General features: G+C 36.9%; 14 protein-coding genes. All 14 read right to left on the bottom strand.

Features of this window, described 5'->3' with window-relative positions; all coding sequences use genetic code 11:
• Positions 1–109: 109 nt before the first annotated feature.
• The 14 genes from cysM to thrA all read right to left on the bottom strand — a co-directional run bounded on the left by cysM (position 110) and on the right by thrA (position 16,930).
• The gene (cysM, locus tag ACU1LP_RS08150; protein ID WP_445733233.1) at positions 110–1,000 is read right to left on the bottom strand and encodes a cysteine synthase CysM; all 891 of its coding nucleotides are present in this window, start codon (positions 998–1,000) and stop codon (positions 110–112) included.
• The gene (gene epsC, locus ACU1LP_RS08145) at positions 987–1,757 is read right to left on the bottom strand and encodes a serine O-acetyltransferase EpsC (RefSeq protein ID WP_445733234.1); all 771 of its coding nucleotides are present in this window, start codon (positions 1,755–1,757) and stop codon (positions 987–989) included. Before epsC ends, cysM begins: the two co-directional genes overlap by 14 nt.
• Positions 1,758–2,055: 298 nt before the next feature.
• Positions 2,056–3,108 (bottom strand): NAD(P)/FAD-dependent oxidoreductase, encoded by a 1,053-nt coding sequence (locus tag ACU1LP_RS08140; RefSeq protein ID WP_445736017.1) that lies wholly within the window; start codon positions 3,106–3,108, stop codon positions 2,056–2,058.
• 64 nt (positions 3,109–3,172) lie between these two features.
• Positions 3,173–3,811, bottom strand: coding sequence for a precorrin-2 dehydrogenase/sirohydrochlorin ferrochelatase family protein (locus ACU1LP_RS08135; protein WP_445736016.1), 639 nt, complete (start codon positions 3,809–3,811; stop codon positions 3,173–3,175).
• A gap of 2 nt (positions 3,812–3,813) precedes the next feature.
• On the bottom strand, positions 3,814–4,623 hold the full coding sequence (gene cobA / locus ACU1LP_RS08130; protein ID WP_445736015.1) for a uroporphyrinogen-III C-methyltransferase: 810 nt from the start codon (positions 4,621–4,623) through the stop codon (positions 3,814–3,816).
• A gap of 40 nt (positions 4,624–4,663) precedes the next feature.
• The gene (locus ACU1LP_RS08125) at positions 4,664–6,778 is read right to left on the bottom strand and encodes a HEPN domain-containing protein (protein WP_445734069.1); all 2,115 of its coding nucleotides are present in this window, start codon (positions 6,776–6,778) and stop codon (positions 4,664–4,666) included.
• Positions 6,779–7,005: 227 nt separating this feature from the next.
• Positions 7,006–8,253, bottom strand: a complete 1,248-nt coding sequence (locus ACU1LP_RS08120) for a sulfate adenylyltransferase subunit 1 (RefSeq protein ID WP_445734070.1) — start codon at positions 8,251–8,253, stop codon at positions 7,006–7,008.
• Between the two features lie 120 nt (positions 8,254–8,373).
• Positions 8,374–9,279 carry a sulfate adenylyltransferase subunit CysD gene (gene cysD, locus ACU1LP_RS08115; RefSeq protein ID WP_445736014.1) on the bottom strand — a complete coding sequence of 302 codons (906 nt, stop codon included), beginning with the start codon at positions 9,277–9,279 and terminating at the stop codon, positions 8,374–8,376.
• Positions 9,280–9,520: 241 nt separating this feature from the next.
• A complete protein-coding gene (locus ACU1LP_RS08110) occupies positions 9,521–10,141 on the bottom strand; it encodes a phosphoadenosine phosphosulfate reductase domain-containing protein (protein WP_445736013.1) in 621 nt (206 codons plus the stop codon).
• 8 nt (positions 10,142–10,149) lie between these two features.
• Positions 10,150–10,413, bottom strand: coding sequence for a DUF2061 domain-containing protein (locus ACU1LP_RS08105; protein WP_445734073.1), 264 nt, complete (start codon positions 10,411–10,413; stop codon positions 10,150–10,152).
• 164 nt (positions 10,414–10,577) lie between these two features.
• Positions 10,578–10,994, bottom strand: a complete 417-nt coding sequence (locus tag ACU1LP_RS08100; protein WP_445734074.1) for an RrF2 family transcriptional regulator — start codon at positions 10,992–10,994, stop codon at positions 10,578–10,580.
• 239 nt (positions 10,995–11,233) lie between these two features.
• Positions 11,234–12,007 (bottom strand): hypothetical protein, encoded by a 774-nt coding sequence (locus tag ACU1LP_RS08095; protein WP_445736012.1) that lies wholly within the window; start codon positions 12,005–12,007, stop codon positions 11,234–11,236.
• A 192-nt stretch (positions 12,008–12,199) separates the two neighbouring features.
• A complete protein-coding gene (locus ACU1LP_RS08090) occupies positions 12,200–13,372 on the bottom strand; it encodes a trans-sulfuration enzyme family protein (RefSeq protein ID WP_445734077.1) in 1,173 nt (390 codons plus the stop codon).
• 156 nt (positions 13,373–13,528) lie between these two features.
• Positions 13,529–16,930 carry a bifunctional aspartate kinase/homoserine dehydrogenase I gene (gene thrA / locus ACU1LP_RS08085; RefSeq protein ID WP_445736011.1) on the bottom strand — a complete coding sequence of 1,134 codons (3,402 nt, stop codon included), beginning with the start codon at positions 16,928–16,930 and terminating at the stop codon, positions 13,529–13,531.
• Positions 16,931–17,000 lie beyond the last annotated feature (70 nt).

Below are 17,000 nucleotides of genomic sequence, written 5' to 3'. Positions count from 1 at the left end.
GTTTAATTTTAAATTAAAAGTTTTTTATCAACTATTTCATCTATTTTTTTGTCAATATTTTTCTTCCGAACACTTATGTTTCAAAAACCTGACAGGTCAAAAACAACTGCTATTCAAATAATGTGGATGATAAATACCTATCGCCTCTATCGCAAATAATAGCTACAATAACACCTTGGTCAATCGATTCTGCAATTTTTAAAGCACAATACACCGAACCGCCACTACTCATACCAGCAAATATGCCTTCTTCCTTGGCCAATCTTTGGGTGGTAATTTTTGCGTCTTGTTCGCTAACATCCACAACCACATCCACTTTGGAACGATCGAAAAACTTAGGAACATAGTCTGGCGACCATTTTCTAATGCCCGGTATTTTGGCGCCATCTTCTGGTTGTGCACCAACAATGGTAATATTTTTGTTTTTTTCTTTTAAATACGTTGAAACGCCCATGATGGTTCCCGTGGTTCCCATTGCAGACACAAAATGTGTGATTTCGCCCCCGGTGTCTTTCCAAATTTCTGGACCCGTGGTTTTATAATGCGCTTTCCAGTTATCATCATTCTCAAACTGGTTTAGCAAGGTATAACCTTTTTCATCCCTTAATTGAAATGCTACATCTCGAGAACCTTCAATACCCGAATCGGCAGACGTTAAAATAACCTCAGCTCCATAAGCACGCATGGTTTTTACCCGTTCTTCGGTGGAATTTTCGGGCATGATCAATACCATATTCAAACCAAAAAGATTTGCTATAAAAGCCAAAGCAATACCCGTATTCCCACTAGTTGCTTCCACCAAATAGCCTCCTTTTTTAATATCGCCTCGTTTTAAAGCTTCATTTATCATATTAAAAGCAGCCCGGTCCTTTACGCTTCCGCCAGGGTTATCGCCCTCAAGTTTTAAATACAGTTTAACGCCTTTTTTTGAAATGAGATAACTTGCCTCAACAAGTGCTGTGTTGCCTATTTGATCTAAAATACCTTTAACGGATGCCATTCTTTTTGGGTCTGATTTTTATTTCGGTTTGATAGGTTACCACAGAATTTTCTGGAACCGATTCGGTAATCCAAACATTCGCACCAATGGTACTGTTGGCACCTATTACAATATCGCCACCTAAAATGGTTGCGTTTGCGTATATGGTTACGTTGTCTTCAATGGTTGGATGGCGTTTGATAGATTCCAAGCTTTTTTTAACTTGAATACCACCCAAAGTAACCCCTTGGAAAATCTTTACGTTATTTTTTATAACGGATGTTTCGCCAATTACAATTCCTGTGCCATGATCCACAAAAAATGAATCGCCAATAGTAGCTCCCGGGTGAATATCGATACCTGTAATACCATGCACATATTCACTCATCATTCTAGGAATAATTGGCACGTTTTGCACATACAATTCATGGCTTAAACGATAGATTGAAATGGCATAAAAGCCTGGACATGCCAAATAAACTTCTTGTAAACTTTTGGTTGCCGGGTCGAAATTGACCACGGCCACAGCGTCTAAATCCAATTTAATTCTAATAGCTTGGAATTTGCCTTGGAAGGTGTTCCAAACGGCCTCACCATCATTCATGTCCAGATTGTTGGTAATCTCTAAAAAGGTTTTCTTTAAAGATTGAAGCTCATTTTCATGTTCATCAAACACATAATAAAACAATCGTTTTGTAAACGTTTTCACAACATCTTTTAAACGAACATTATATTTCTTTTGAATCAATTTATCATTTAATTCTTCACAAGGATCCATATTAAGCAGGTTTAATTATCTTAATGATTGTCGCTATTCAATCTTGAAATTTACAACAATAAAAGATTTATTTTAGTGCATGAAAAAAAATATTTCATATTATTAAGACCCCTCCGCCTACGGCACCTCCCCTTGAAAAAAGGGGAGGAGTTATTTCCGGTCAAATGCAAATCTACAATTAGGCTTTGGCTCTCTACTTACAAAAGAGGACAATTAACCTCTATGCCTATCTGCATTCCGAATAAATCCTGAACAAGCTCTACCCTTGAAAAAAGGGGAGGAGTTATCTGGTTTTTTTTTATTGAATGGCTTGAACCACAGCTTTTGGCGCCTCTTTCCGGGTGCCATCAAAACCATCAATACCGCTTACCGTTGTATATTTTAACACATACTTTTTACCGGGATTGATAATTCTGTAAGCTGCTTGACACATTAAGGTTGCTTCGTGGAAACCACACAAAATAAGCTTTAATTTTTCAGGATAGATGTTAACGTCGCCAATAGCAAAAATCCCGGGAATATTTGTTTGGTAATTAAGTGAATTGTCCACTTTGATGGCATTTTTTTCAATTTCCAATCCCCAATCGGCAATAGGCCCTAATTTTGGGGACAACCCAAACAGTGGTATAAAATGATCGGTTTCCAAACGGAAATCTTCACCATCTTTATTGACTGTAAGGGCTTCCATTTTACCATTACCATGCAATTCGGTAACTTCGGCAGGTGTAATCAAATTGATTTTTCCTAAATCTTTTAATTCGCCCACTTTTTCAACAGAATCCAATGCGCCTCTAAATTCGTTTCTTCTGTGAATCAAAGTAACTTCCGAAGCGACATCGGCTAAAAAGATACTCCAATCCAATGCGGAATCACCTCCACCAGAAATAACAACTCTTTTATTTCTATAAACTTCGGGGTCTTTAATAAAATATTCCAACCCATTATCTTCATAAACTTCCAAATTATCCAACCCTGGTTTTCTTGGTTCAAAAGAGCCCAAACCTCCTGCAATAGCCACCACAGGCGCATGATGTTTCGTGCCTTTATTGGTAGTTACAATAAATGTTCCGTCTTCTAATTTATCAATAGTTTCGGCACGCTCTCCTAGAGTAAAACCTGGTTCAAACTGTTTTCCTTGCTCTAATAAGTTTTTAGTTAAATGGCCCGCCAAAATTTCTGGGAATCCTGGTATATCATAAATAGGTTTTTTAGGGTAAATTTCCGAGCATTGCCCACCTGGTTGTGGTAACGCATCAATTAAATGGCACTTCAATTTTAATAATCCTGCTTCAAAAACCGTGAATAATCCTGTTGGGCCAGCACCTATTATAAGTATATCTGTTTTAATCATTTTGTTTGCAATTTAGACCTGTCAGCCCCGATAGCTATCGGGATTAAAAACCTGACAGTCTTCTTTATTTTTTTTCAATTAATCCTTTGGTGAATTCGTTGAGTGTTTCCACTTTTTGTTCGAAATCCCCTTTTATTGTTTTTCTATATTCGTTTAAATTTTTAACCAAATCATCTACGTTTTCTGGAATGACATCCTCAAAAAACTGGCGCAAACGTTTGGCGGTTGTGGGCGATTTTCCATTCGTCGAAATGGCCACCTTAACATGACCTTTTGTTACAATACCGCCCATATAAAAATCGCAATACGGTGGATTATCGGCAACATTTACCAAAATATGACGTTTACGGCAATGCTTATGCACTTGTACATTTACATGGGGCACATCGGTTGTTGCAATAACGATATGCTTTCCTTTTAAATAACGTTTGTTATAGCGTCTTTTCACTAACTTAACATTACCTTTTTTCGCCAATTCTATAGTATCTTGCCTAAACATGGGCGCTACTATGGTTACTTTAGCATCTGGACTTGATTTTAAAAGAAACGTCAATTTCTCTTCCGCTACATGGCCTCCGCCTACAATAAGAACGTTAAGGGTGTTCAGTTTTAAGAAAATGGGATATAAAGTGTTCAGCCCCCTAACCCCCAAAGGGGGGACTTGCTCACTCGAATCGTTAATATTTTCTTCTTCGGTTTTCATAATCACAGATTTTGATTGACTTCTTCAAAAACCGAAGTTAATTTTACGCGTTCTTTAACAACGTCGCCAATGATAATTATGGCTGGGTTTGCCAATTGTTTTTCTGCCACTACTTTACTAATGGTACTGATGGTGCCAAAACCCACTTTTTCGTTTTCGGTGGTACCGTCTTGAATGATAGCAATCGCTGTATCTTGTTTATTTTCTTCTGAAAAAATCCGAACAATGTCATCTAGTTTCCCCATACCCATCAAAATTACAATAGTTGCTGTAGATTTTGCTGCAATAGCCACATCCTCAGACAATTTGTGCGCTTTTGTTGTACCGGTTATTACCCAAAAACTTTCTGAAACCCCTCTTTTTGTCAATGGAATTCCTTGATAGGCAGGTACTGCAACCGAAGATGAAATACCAGGCACCACAAAGGTTTCCAATCCAAAAGGTTTTACATAATCAATCTCCTCCGCACCTCTTCCAAAAATAAAGGGATCACCGCCTTTTAAACGTACTACGTGCCCTTTTTCCTTTGCTTTAGAAACAATGAGTTCATTGATTTGTTCTTGTTGAAAGGCATAACACCCTTTGCGTTTCCCCACAAAAATAAGCTCTACATCTTGCGAAGCATATTTAAGAAGTTCTTCGTTTATAAGTGCATCGTATAATATAACGTCTGCCGATTCAATGGCCTTGATTGCTTTTAGGGTAATTAAATCTACATCACCAGGCCCTGCGCCTACAACGGTTAAACGCCCCCTAGCCCCCAAGGGGGGAATTGGATGCTCTAAATTTATATTTTCTGCTTTTATATTCATAATTTATATCTGTCATTAATCAAAATGACTGATTACCCTATTACGTTGAGAGTTCCCCCTTTGGGGTTAGGGGGCTATTTAGGGGGTTTCTAAAAGCCCTTACTTTTTCTAAAAACTGGTTGGCGCTGTTTATATAATCAGTTGCAAACCCCTCGGTAGGAGCCTTTTTATTGATTTCATAAATCAATTCTGAAAAAGAGGTTCCTAAATTTAGTTTGCCACTTTCTACAAACAGTTCATCAAACTGGCTGATGATGCCTGCATGTGTATTCGTACTTTTATTCTCAGCGATTAATAATGCTTTAGCTGAATTTACCATTGAACCATAAGCATGGTAAACAGCATTTGAATAGACCTTGTTATCCAATGATTCTTTGGCGTTCTCAATTTTTTCTTCACTCTCGAAAAACAAGGTTGCGATTAAATCAATCACCACACCTGCACATTCGCCTACACCAATTTCTTTAACATATTCTTCATCAGTTCCCCAATCAATAAAATCGTCTTGGGTTAAGTTGGTAACATCCGATAAATCTGTTAACAAATCGTAAAAATAGCGTTCGCCTGTTACTTGGTAATAGTCATAGAAAGTTTTCCCATTAGCATTGGCTTCAAAATCATTTAAAATTCTGCGCAATGCTTCAGGTCCTCTTTTACTTGGTATTTTTACTACTTTATCAGCAAAGGCTCCTTTGCCATTTCCTAAATTACCACCCCCTAACAATACTTGCAAAGCGGGCGCTACCAATTTATCTGGTGTACGTACGGACATGCCTTGGAAACCAATATTTGCCATATTATGTTGTCCGCACGCATTCATACATCCACTAATTTTTATTACCAAATCATCATTAGTTAAATATTGTGGGTATTCCGCTTTTAAAACGCGTTCCAACTCATCGGCAATACCTGTACTACTTGCAATGCCCAAATTACAAGTATCTGTACCTGGACATGCTGTAATATCTACTGCTTTATTATAACCCGCTTCTACGAAACCCAATTTTTCTAATTCCGTATAGAAAAATGGCACTAAATCTTCTTTTACAAACGGAATGACTATATTTTGACGCAACGACAAACGAATTTCGCCTGCTGCATGGTTTTCTACCAAATCAGCTAACAAACGTGCTTTATCAGTATAAAAATCTCCTAAAAGCACTTTTATTCCTATAGCCACATACCCTGCCTGCTTTTGAGGGATCAGGTTGGTGGATTTCCATAATTCAAATGCTTTTTGGTCTTTTACTGTTACTTGAGGCGCTTCAACTGAAACTGCTTTTGAAGCTATATACGCATCAGCATCAATAGGAACCGTTTTAAACTCAATGGCTTTTTGTTCTGCTTGCACTAATTCCTTAAAAGCGTCTAAACCAATGTCTTTTAATAAGAATTTTATTCTAGCTTTAGCTCGACTTTTACGTTCGCCATAACGATCGAAAACACGTACTACACCTTCCATCGTTGGAATGATTTTATCTGAAGGCAAAAAGCTATATAATTCATCCGCTTCACGAGGCTGTGAACCTAATCCGCCACCAATCATCACTTTAAAACCACGAACACCATTTTCAATCTTCGCTATAAAACCTAAATCGTGCATGTATGAAAGCCCTGTATCTTCATCGGAAGATGAAAAAGACACTTTAAACTTACGTCCCATTTCCTGACAAATAGGGTTTCTTAAGAAGAAACGAAATAAGGCATCGGCATAAGGCGACACATCGAAAGGTTCGTTTGGATCGATCCCGGCCAATTCGGAAGCGGTTACGTTACGAACGGTGTTTCCACAAGCTTCTCTTAAAGTAACATCATCTTTTTCCAACTCAGCCCAGAGTTCTGGAGTTCTGTTTAAATCGACATAATGAATTTGAATATCTTGACGCGTAGTAATGTGCAAACGCCCACGGGAATATTCATCAGACACATCTGATATTCTTCGTAATTGATTACTTTTTACTTTTCCGTAAGGCAATTTAATGCGAATCATTTGCACGCCTTCTTGACGCTGACCGTAAATACCGCGCGCTAAACGAAGACTTCTAAATTTTTCTTCATCAATCTTTCCTGTGTTGAATAGCTCGATTTTTTTAGATAGTTCTAAAATTTCGTTTTCTACAACCGGATTTTCTATTTCTGTTCTAAAAGTTTGCATATCCCCACCCGACCTCCCCAAAGGGGAGGAGCACTTTACTGGGTAATTTTTAAGTTAATATTTTATTTCCCTTCCTAATCCCGCCGTTGGCGGGAAATTCTTACCCGGGTAAAGTAAGAATAGTGTTAATAATTTATTTCTTTTTTAGACCTACAAGGTTTTTGAAACCTTGCAGGATTACGTAACCACAAACTTGCTCATTCCCCCCTTTGGGGGTTAGGGGGCTTTTATTGTATAAAACCAGCTCCCACCGTGTTATTGGATTGCGTATCAATCAAAATGAACGAACCGTTTGTTCTATGGTTTTTAAATTGATCGAAGAACAATGGCTTATTGAATTTAAAGGTTACCGAAGCAATATCATTTACACCCAACCCTTTTACATTTTTTTCTATACCTGAATAATCTGGATGTATTTTATGGTTGATAGTTTCTACTTTAGCCAATACTTTGTTTACACCATGTTGCAACACGTATTTTGAACCCACTTCCAAAGGTGCTGAATCCATCCAACAAATGTTGGCTGTAAATTGTTTGTCAATTGTTGGCAGATCGCCTTCTTTAACAATCATATCTCCTCTGCTCACATTAATATCATTTTCCAAAGTGATGGTAACCGATGAACGTCTTGAAGCGGTTTGATACTTTTGATCGTAGAAATAAATGTCCTTAATTTTTGATCTTGTTTTTGATGGCAATACCAAAATATCATCACCAACACTTAATTCGCCCCCATATATTTTACCTGCATAGCCTCTAAAATCGTGGAAATCTTCGGTTTTTGGACGAATAACATATTGCACCGGGAAACGTGGCGTACCCACATTATAAATATCTTTTTTATCCAGTTGCTCCAAATGCTCCAATAAGGCCTCCCCTTTATACCAAGGCATTAGTCCGGATTTGTGAACAACATTATCACCTTTTAAAGCACTTACGGGGATAAACGTTATTTTTTGGTCTTGGTAATCTCTCTTGCTCATTAATTCAGAGAAGTCTGCTTTGATTTTATTGTAAACTTTTTCAGAATAATCAACCAAATCCATTTTATTGATAGCAACCACCACATCTTTAATTCTCAATAGATTATTGATGAAGAAATGACGATTGGTTTGCTCAATAACCCCTTTTCTGGCATCAATTAAAATGATGGAGGCTTGCGATGTTGAAGCGCCTGTTACCATGTTCCGTGTATATTCCACATGACCAGGCGTATCGGCGATGATGTAACTTTTTTTATTTGTTGAAAAATAGATATGCGCCACATCAATAGTGATCCCTTGTTCTCTTTCTGCCACCAATCCATCGGTTGCCAACGAAAAATCCAAGTAATCATACCCTTTTTGTTTACTTGTTTTTTCAATAGCTGCTAATTTATCGGTGGTTAATGATTTTGTATCGTAAAGTATGCGTCCTATTAAGGTGCTTTTTCCATCATCTACACTTCCTGCTGTTGCAATTTTTAATACTTCCATTTTTGTTTAGTATTAAGTATTAAGTCGGTAGTATAAGACGCTACCAATTTCTACTTATATGTTTTACTTATAATCTTATAGTTCTTTTTGTACTTAATTCTTTGTACTAACTTCTTAATACTAGAAATAACCCTGTTGCTTCCGTTTTTCCATAGCTGCTTCCGAGCGTTTATCGTCTATACGCGCCCCACGTTCTGAAATGGTGGAATCCCTAATTTCTTCCACTACTTTAGAAATTGTAGCCGCTTCCGATAGTACCGCTGCGGTACAGCTCATATCGCCCACCGTTCTAAAACGTACCATTTCCTCTTTAACCTCCTCATGCGCATCTCTGTAAACCACTTCATCATCGGCAGACCAAATCATGCCATCTCTTAAAAACACTTTACGTTTGTGTGCAAAATAGATAGAAGGAATTTCTATATTTTCTTTTTTTATATAAGACCAAACGTCTAGCTCTGTCCAGTTTGAAATAGGGAACACACGCACATTCTGACCTAAATTGATTTGACCGTTTAACATATCGAACAATTCCGGACGTTGGTTTTTTTCATCCCACTGGCCAAAATCATCACGTACAGAAAAAATACGTTCTTTAGCTCTAGCTTTTTCCTCATCCCGACGCGCTCCACCAATACAAGCATCAAATTTAAATTCTTCAATGGCATCTAAAAGCGTGGTGGTTTGAAGTTGGTTTCTACTGGCGTATCTACCGGTTTCTTCAGTTACTTTGCCTTCATCAATGGAATCCTGTACGTTTCTAACAATTAATTCCAATCCTAATTCCTTTACCAATCGATCTCTAAATTCAATAGTTTCAGGAAAGTTATGCCCCGTATCAATATGCATTAATGGAAACGGAATCTTGGCCGGATAAAAAGCTTTAACCGCTAATCTCACCAAGGTAATGGAGTCTTTTCCTCCGGAAAATAACAAAACAGGTTTTTCAAACTGTGCTGCCACTTCGCGCATAATATATATGGCTTCGTTTTCCAATGAATTGATGTGGTATGTGTCTTTGTTCATAATATGCCCCCTAGCCCCCCAAGGGGGAACTCTTACTCGGGTCGGTTAAGAGTTTTGTTATTATTTTATTCTTGATTACTTCGTACTTCTAACTTCGTACTTCTAACTTCTTATTGACTTACTTCGTGCCTTTAACTTCGCACTTCCAACTTCTTATTTACTTACTTCGTACCTTTAACTTCGTACTTCTAACTTCTTATTTACTGCGTACTGCTAATAAACCTTAAACTTATAAACTCATTTAAGCATGCAACCCACACTCTCTATTTTCCAAAGCTTTGGTTGGATCGAAATATTTGAATTCGTTTGGCAATTTATTTTCTTCCAAATAGGTGTCTAAATCGGCATCAGACCAATAGTAAAACGGACTTACCTTTAAAACGCCCTCTTTACTAAGGCTAAAAATACCAATGCTATCCCTAAACGCAGTTTGGCCTTGGCGCAGGTTTGTAAACCATACTTTAGGCTTGTGATCTTCCATAGCGCGTTTAAAAGGCTCCAACTTAACCTGTTCTGTAAACAAGGTATGTTCTGGCGCATCTACACTTGGAATTCCCATAACAACATCTCTGTGAGCTGCTGTTTGTTTTGGCACGTACAAAAACACGTTTAAGTTTAAATCTTTAATTACTTTTTCGGCGTGTCTGTATGTTTGTGGCGTATTATAACCTGTATCGCACCAAACGACTGGTATATTGGATTCAACCAAACTGACTGCTTGCAAAATAGCGGCTTCGTAAGGTCTGAAATTTGTTGTTACCACCGCTTCTTTATTAAGCTCAAAAGCCTTCTGGATAATTTCAGAGGGCATTGCGTTTTTAAAAAGCGTATTTAATTCGTTTATGTTTTCTTGTGTCATCATCTTCAATGTTATTTTCCCCACTTAATGGTATTCCAAATGCGCTCGTGAAAAAAGTATAGAACCATTTTGGTAACTAATTCTACCGAACCAATTTTAAAAGCTAAAGCTAGATGACCCGTTACTATCCACGAAATTAAAATAGTGTCCAAGGTTCCAATAATTCTCCAACTAATAGACTTCACAATGCTTCTTAGCGGTTTCTCTTTGGCACTGTCGGTTTTATATGTGGCTTTCTCGTTTTGATCTGAATTTATTAACACGTGCTCAATCATTTTACTTACTATTATATTATTCCTATCGATTTAATAGGAAATGCAAATTTAAAACTTTTTACGAATTATCAAACTATTATTGAAAAAAAATGTAGGAATGAAATATTTTTAGATTTCAACTTAAAAAAATGGGGGGGAAAAGCCATCTATTACGAAAAATGAAATTACTGAGGGTTTGAAAAATTCTCTAAGGTTGTATTTCTAAAAACTTCGAGCGTACTATCGCGTACTTGGATCATCAGTTTATTAACGCTGCACAGATGCTCGTCTACACAATCGTCGCATTTCTCATAAAAATTTAAACTTACACACGGCACCATGGCGATAGGTCCTTCAAGAACACGCATTACTTCTGTCATTAAAATTTCCGAAGGTGCTTTTCTTAAATAATAGCCGCCATGTTTTCCTTTTTTAGATCCTAAAATACCCGCCTTTCTTAAGGTAAGTAAAATACTTTCTAAAAACTTTTGGGGAATTTGTTCACTTTTGGCAATTTCGCCCACTTGCACTGGCACGCCACTCCCGCTTCTAGCGATAAAAGTGAGTGCTTTTAATCCGTATTTTGTTTTTTTGGATAGCATGGTGCTAATATACTTAATTTAGAAGTTTGAATAATTATTTTTACCATCAAACTTGATACGGATACCTTTCATATATGCTGCTATCTTCATTTATTGAATTTCCTTTTGCCACATCTTCTTTAAAGTGTTGATATAGCATTTTGGTGTTTTTAGTCCTTCAACCGTAACAAACCCATTGATTTTTTTTAATCAAAGTTGATATATTATATTCTTCAGGGCAGTAATACCTCATTCAATTATCATCCTTTTATAACAGGTCTTTTTTCCAGATCATAAACTATGGTAGAAACATTAATTTGAAACCATTGCCTGAACATTTTATAAGATCGTTTTTGGGGCCATTCTTTTTTAATTTCATGATATTCGGTTAATTCCATAACAAAAAATCTGTCATATTTTTTTGCAAGCCATTTTTCTAAATCTTTAATGCCATCATCAACCAAATAAATGCTGGCTTCGTTAGTTTCAGCCATCTGGTTGTCTGGATTTAAACTGTTGAACCAATCAAGAAAAGGTTGCTGTGGTTTTAGGGAAATCGCATAACGATCTATATAGTTTTCGCCAAAATTTTCTTGGTTTCGTAATTGGTCCTCTTGTTGTACTTTTTGTTCTATGCTTTTTAAGAAACCTATTAAATCACCGGCTAAAACCACAAGCTTCATTTCACCATTTTCTTTTTCTTCTATATCATAATCAATAATATATCTGTTGTAGTTAGCAAATTTGGTGGTTTTTTGTTCAAGCATTTTATCGAAAACTGCTTTTTCAGCACCTAATTCCTTCAATTGAGAAAAGGTTTTTTTAAATTCATCGGCGGGCATTTCTTCTTTTATGGTTGCAAAATTCCAAGCGTTTATTGAAAATTCAAAAACATCCTCTACATCGTAATCTTCCGGGAAGTCCTTTATAAAAGGCTCCATAAAATCATTTAAAGCGTCAGAATACTTTAACTGATTGCTTTGGTTTCCATTTTTTTTACTGAATAAATCGATAACTTTATTTGCTTTTTTCATCTTTTCACTTAGAACTCATCTTGATTTTTTCTATTTCCTAAAAAATGGCTGAAATTCGCCCATATCTCGTCTATTTTCTTATGCGGAGCGATGCTATGCCTCTCAAAAATAGTCTCATCTGAACATCCCGATATATCGGGATTCGGTTAAAAACAAAAAGTCAAGATGAGTTCTTATTAAATATTCTACAGACTAACTTTCCAAAGCTTGTTGCAAATCTTGAATAATATCATCCACATGCTCCAACCCAACCGAAACCCGAACCAAACCATCTGTAATGCTTACTTCCAATCGGTCTTCTTCAGACAATTTACTGTGCGTGGTAGAGGCTGGATGTGTTACAATCGTCCGCGTATCTCCAAGATTAGCAGATAGCGAACACATTTTGATAGCGTTTAAAAAATTTCGTCCAGCTTCTATGCCGCCTTTTACTTCAAAAGCGACAATATTACCCCCTAATTTCATTTGCTTTTTGGCGACTTCATATTGGGGATGCGATTTTAAAAACGGATACTTTACCCAATTTACTTTGGGATTATTTTCTAAAAACTCCGCTACTTTTAAGGCATTTTCACAATGCCTATCCACTCGTACCGCCAAAGTTTCTAAGCTTTTAGACAACGTCCAAGCATTGAATGGGGATAACGCAGGTCCTGTATTCCGTGAAAACAAATAGATTTCCCGCATTAAATCGGCATTACCAACTGTGATGCCTCCTAAAACCCGTCCTTGTCCGTCCATTAATTTAGTTGCTGAATGGATTACCAAATGCGCACCAAACTTAATAGGTTGCTGTAAATAAGGAGTCGCAAAACAGTTGTCTATTATTAAAATAAGGTTGTGTTTTTTGGCAATATTCCCCAACAACTCTAAATCAATAATATCAATTGCTGGATTTGTGGGCGATTCAGCATACAAAATTTTGGTTTTTGGTGTAATGAAACTCTCGATGGTTTCTGGTTTATTGATATCGAAATAACTTGTTTCAATATGCCATTTAGGAAGATATTTAGTAAACAAGGTATGCGTTGAACCAAAAACGGAACGTGCGGATACAATATGATCACCACTTTCCAACAAAGCTGTAAAGGTTGAAAAAATGGCTGCCATTCCGGTTGCAAATGCATAACCAGCTTCAGCACCTTCCATTTTACATACTTTCTCAACAAACTCCGTGGTATTTGGGTTGGTAAACCGGCTGTAAATATTGCGTTCTTTTTCTTCGCTAAAAGACGCACGCATATCTTCGGCATCTTCAAATACAAAACTGGATGTTAAGTATAACGGACTTGTATGTTCTAAAAACTCAGTGCGCTCTAACTGTGTACGAATGGCTTCGGTTTCAAATTTTTTTTCTGTACTCATTTTTTTGTTTTTGCCGCAAATTCGCAAATTTTTAATTTAGTGATGAATGTGCGTATTGCTAGCTAAATTTGTTATTCTTTGTCACTGCTTGTCCCGATTCATCGGGAAATTCACGAATAGTTATTTCTTTTAATTTGCGAATTTGCGGTTTATTTGTTAATTGATGTGTTTAGAAAGTCTTAAAATATCCCCGAAAACACCTCTTGCGGTAACGGCTGCCCCTGCACCTGCGCCTTGAATGACGATGGGCTGTTCGCCATAACTTTCTGTGAATATTTCAAAAATAGCGTCAGATCCTTTAATATGACCTAACGTGCTATCTTCTGGAATGGATATCAATTTAACTTCTAAATTTCCTTTGTCTTTTGATAAATCGCCCGATAAATCACCAATATATCTTAAAACGTGGCCTTCTTTTTGATGCTCTTTAATATTTTGAAATTCATCATCCAAAACATGTAATTGTTTTAAAAATGATTCCACTGGAATATTTTGATAGGCTTCTGGAATTAAATTCTGAACCGAAACATCTTCAAATTCATTTTGCAAATCTAATTCTCTTGCCAAGATCAACAATTTTCTAGCCACGTCGTTTCCTGAAAAATCCTCTCTGGGATCGGGCTCCGTAAATCCTTTATCAATGGTTTCTTGAACAATTTCACTAAATGGTTTGTCTTGAACCGAAAAATTATTGAATAAATAACTTAAGGTTCCCGAAAAAACACCTCTAATTCTGGTAATATTTTCGCCAGATTCGTGCAACAACTTAATGGTATCAATCAACGGCAAACCGGCGCCAACAGTGGTTTCGTATAAATATTGTTTGTTGTTTTCTTTTAACTTCAATCGCAAGTCTGTATAAAACTCATGCGAAATGGTATTGGCAATTTTGTTGGACGACACCAAATCGAAACCAGCTTCTATCAACGGTTTATAATTTGAATAAAAACTGGAACTTGCCGTATTATCTACCGCTATCAAATTTTCTAAATGATGTGTTTTAGCAAAGTTTATTACATCTTCAATAGAACTTTCAATCGGTGAATTTTTTATAGATTTCCCCCAATTTTCATCCACACCTTTTTTGTTTAAAAGCAATTTTTTTGAGTTTCCGATAGCAAATATATTAAGATTGATGCCCTTTCTTTTTTCAATGTCATGCTTCGATTTTAATATTTGATTGATAAGCGCACCTCCTACCAAACCATGACCAAAAATGGCAATATTAACTTTCTTTGAAATTCCGAAAATCTCGCCATGGATCACATTCATCGCTTTATGGAGCTGGTCTTTTTTAACCACCAAACTCACGTTCCGTCCCGTTACCGTATTATTGAACAACAACGGGGTAATCTGGTTTTTAATAAGGGCATTGAAGGGTTTATGGAAGGAACTGAGTTCAATTCCTATAATCGAAATAACCGAAACATCATCCACCACCCCAATTTTATTAACGTCTTGTGAATAGAAATCGCTTTCAAACTCACGTTCTAAAGCGATAACCGCTTGGGTTGCTTGGTCTGCATGGATTATTAAACCAATCCCTCTTTCGGAAGACCCTTGCGAAATAATACTCACACTTATATTTTGTTTCGCCAATGCACCAAAAATTCGAGCGTCCACACCGCTTTTCCCTAATAAACCACGTCCTTCTAAATTCAATAAGGCGACATTGTCCAAAACCGATAAGGAAGTCACATCTTTTGAATTTGGTTTTGCTGTAATCAATGTGCCTTCATCTTCAGGATTAAAAGTATTTAAAATACGAAGATTGATGTTTTTTTCAACAAGTGGAATAATGGTTTTAGCATGTAAAACGGTTGTTCCGAAATTCGCCAACTCGTTCGCTTCGCTAAAAGACAGTTCGCGTATTTTTTGGGCATCTTCAACCAAATCGGGGTTTGCGGTGTAAATACCATTTACGTGGGTGTAATTTTGCAATTCTTCAGCATCTAAATAATTGGCTAAAAGTGCTGCGGTATAATTACTTCCGTTTCTTCCCAATGTAGTAGTTTCGTTCTTGGTATTTGATGCGATAAATCCGGTGACCACATGTATAACATCGCCGCCGTTCTTTTTATAATAGTTTTTTACGTTGTCTTTTGAAAGTTGTGAAATAGGTTGTGCATCGCCAAAAACCCCATCGGTTTTAATGAGTTCCCTCGCATCAACCGCCGAAGCTTTAATGCCATGCTTTATCAATAAACTGGAAATCAATTTAACGGAAAGCAATTCACCTTGTGCTAAAATTTCGTCCTTGGTTTTTTTGCTGTAATCACTTAATAAACTAACGCCTTCAAACAATTTATCCAATACGGAAAATTCCTTGGAAAAATCAACGTCTTTTAGAGGTTCTGTTTGATAGTCCTTAAACAGTTGCAACAACAGTTTATAATCCTGCCCTTTTACGGCTTTGTTTAAAATATCCTCTAAATCGTCGGTAGCAGTTCCTCTAGCAGAGACTACCACCGTAATCTTCTCGCCTTCGTTTACCTTGTTTTCAATAATTGAAATAACGGTGTTCAGTCCGTTGCCATTAGCCAACGATTTTCCGCCAAACTTTAATACTTTCATGCGTCTTTTTTTAGAATTTGGCACAAAAATGCCTTCTACTATTTTTTCCAATTGCTCGTATTCCATTAAAAAAGCATCATGTCCGTGTACCGAATTGATCTCGTTGTACGTAACATTCGGATTTGATACCGCCAACTGCTTGTGTGTTTGCCTGTTTTCTTCGGCAGTAAAAAACAAATCGGAATCAACCCCAACGATGTGAATGTTTCCATGGATATTTTCCAAAACATTAAAATCGGTGGGCCTGTTTTTAGTCACATCAATGCTTTTTAAAAGCTGATTCATTAATTTATAAGCTGACAACTGAAAACGTTCCTGTAACTTATTACCGTGGTGCAACAACCAACTTTCTACATTAAAAATCTCCAATTTCTCATTTTTTGAACGTTGGAAACGTTCTTTAAAAGAGGCTGGCGTTCTATAACACAACATAGCATGCATCCTAGCATCGTGCACCGGATTTCTGGAATTCAATAAAAACTGTTCTTGGATTTGGCAATTGGCGATAAGCCAATCGGTGGATTTCCAATCGGTTGCCACAGGTATTAAATGCTCGGTAATGTCCGGATTTAAAACAGCCATTTCCCAAGCAATACCGCCACCCAAAGAGCCTCCGATAAGTGCAAAAAGTTTATCGATTTTTAATTCTTTCAAACCGATTAAAAATAAACTCGCAATATCTCGGGCTACAAAATCTTTATAATTATCTATCACAAAGCCATCGAAACCATTCCCCGGAATATTGAATGCCAAAACGGTGTAGAGCTTGGTATCAATCACCTTATCATCGCCCACCAGCTCTTGCCACCAACCGTCCTTTCCCGTTACATTGCTATTGCCCGTTAAAGCGTGATTGACTAACACCACGGACGCCGACCCCAAAGTTTTGCCAAATACTTGGTAGCTTAACTTTATTTCGGGGTTAACGACTTTACTTTCGGTGGTAAAGTTTGGGATTATGATATGTTGTAAATTTGTTTTCAAACTGGTGTGTTAGCTTTTTTTTTTTGAGACCTGTCAAGTTTCCTTATTAAGACCTGTCAGGTTTTAAAAA

The organism is Mariniflexile sp. (genome assembly GCF_052728615.1).
Note: the sequence above shows the minus strand (reverse complement) of the source record. Positions and strands in the feature narration are given on the sequence as shown.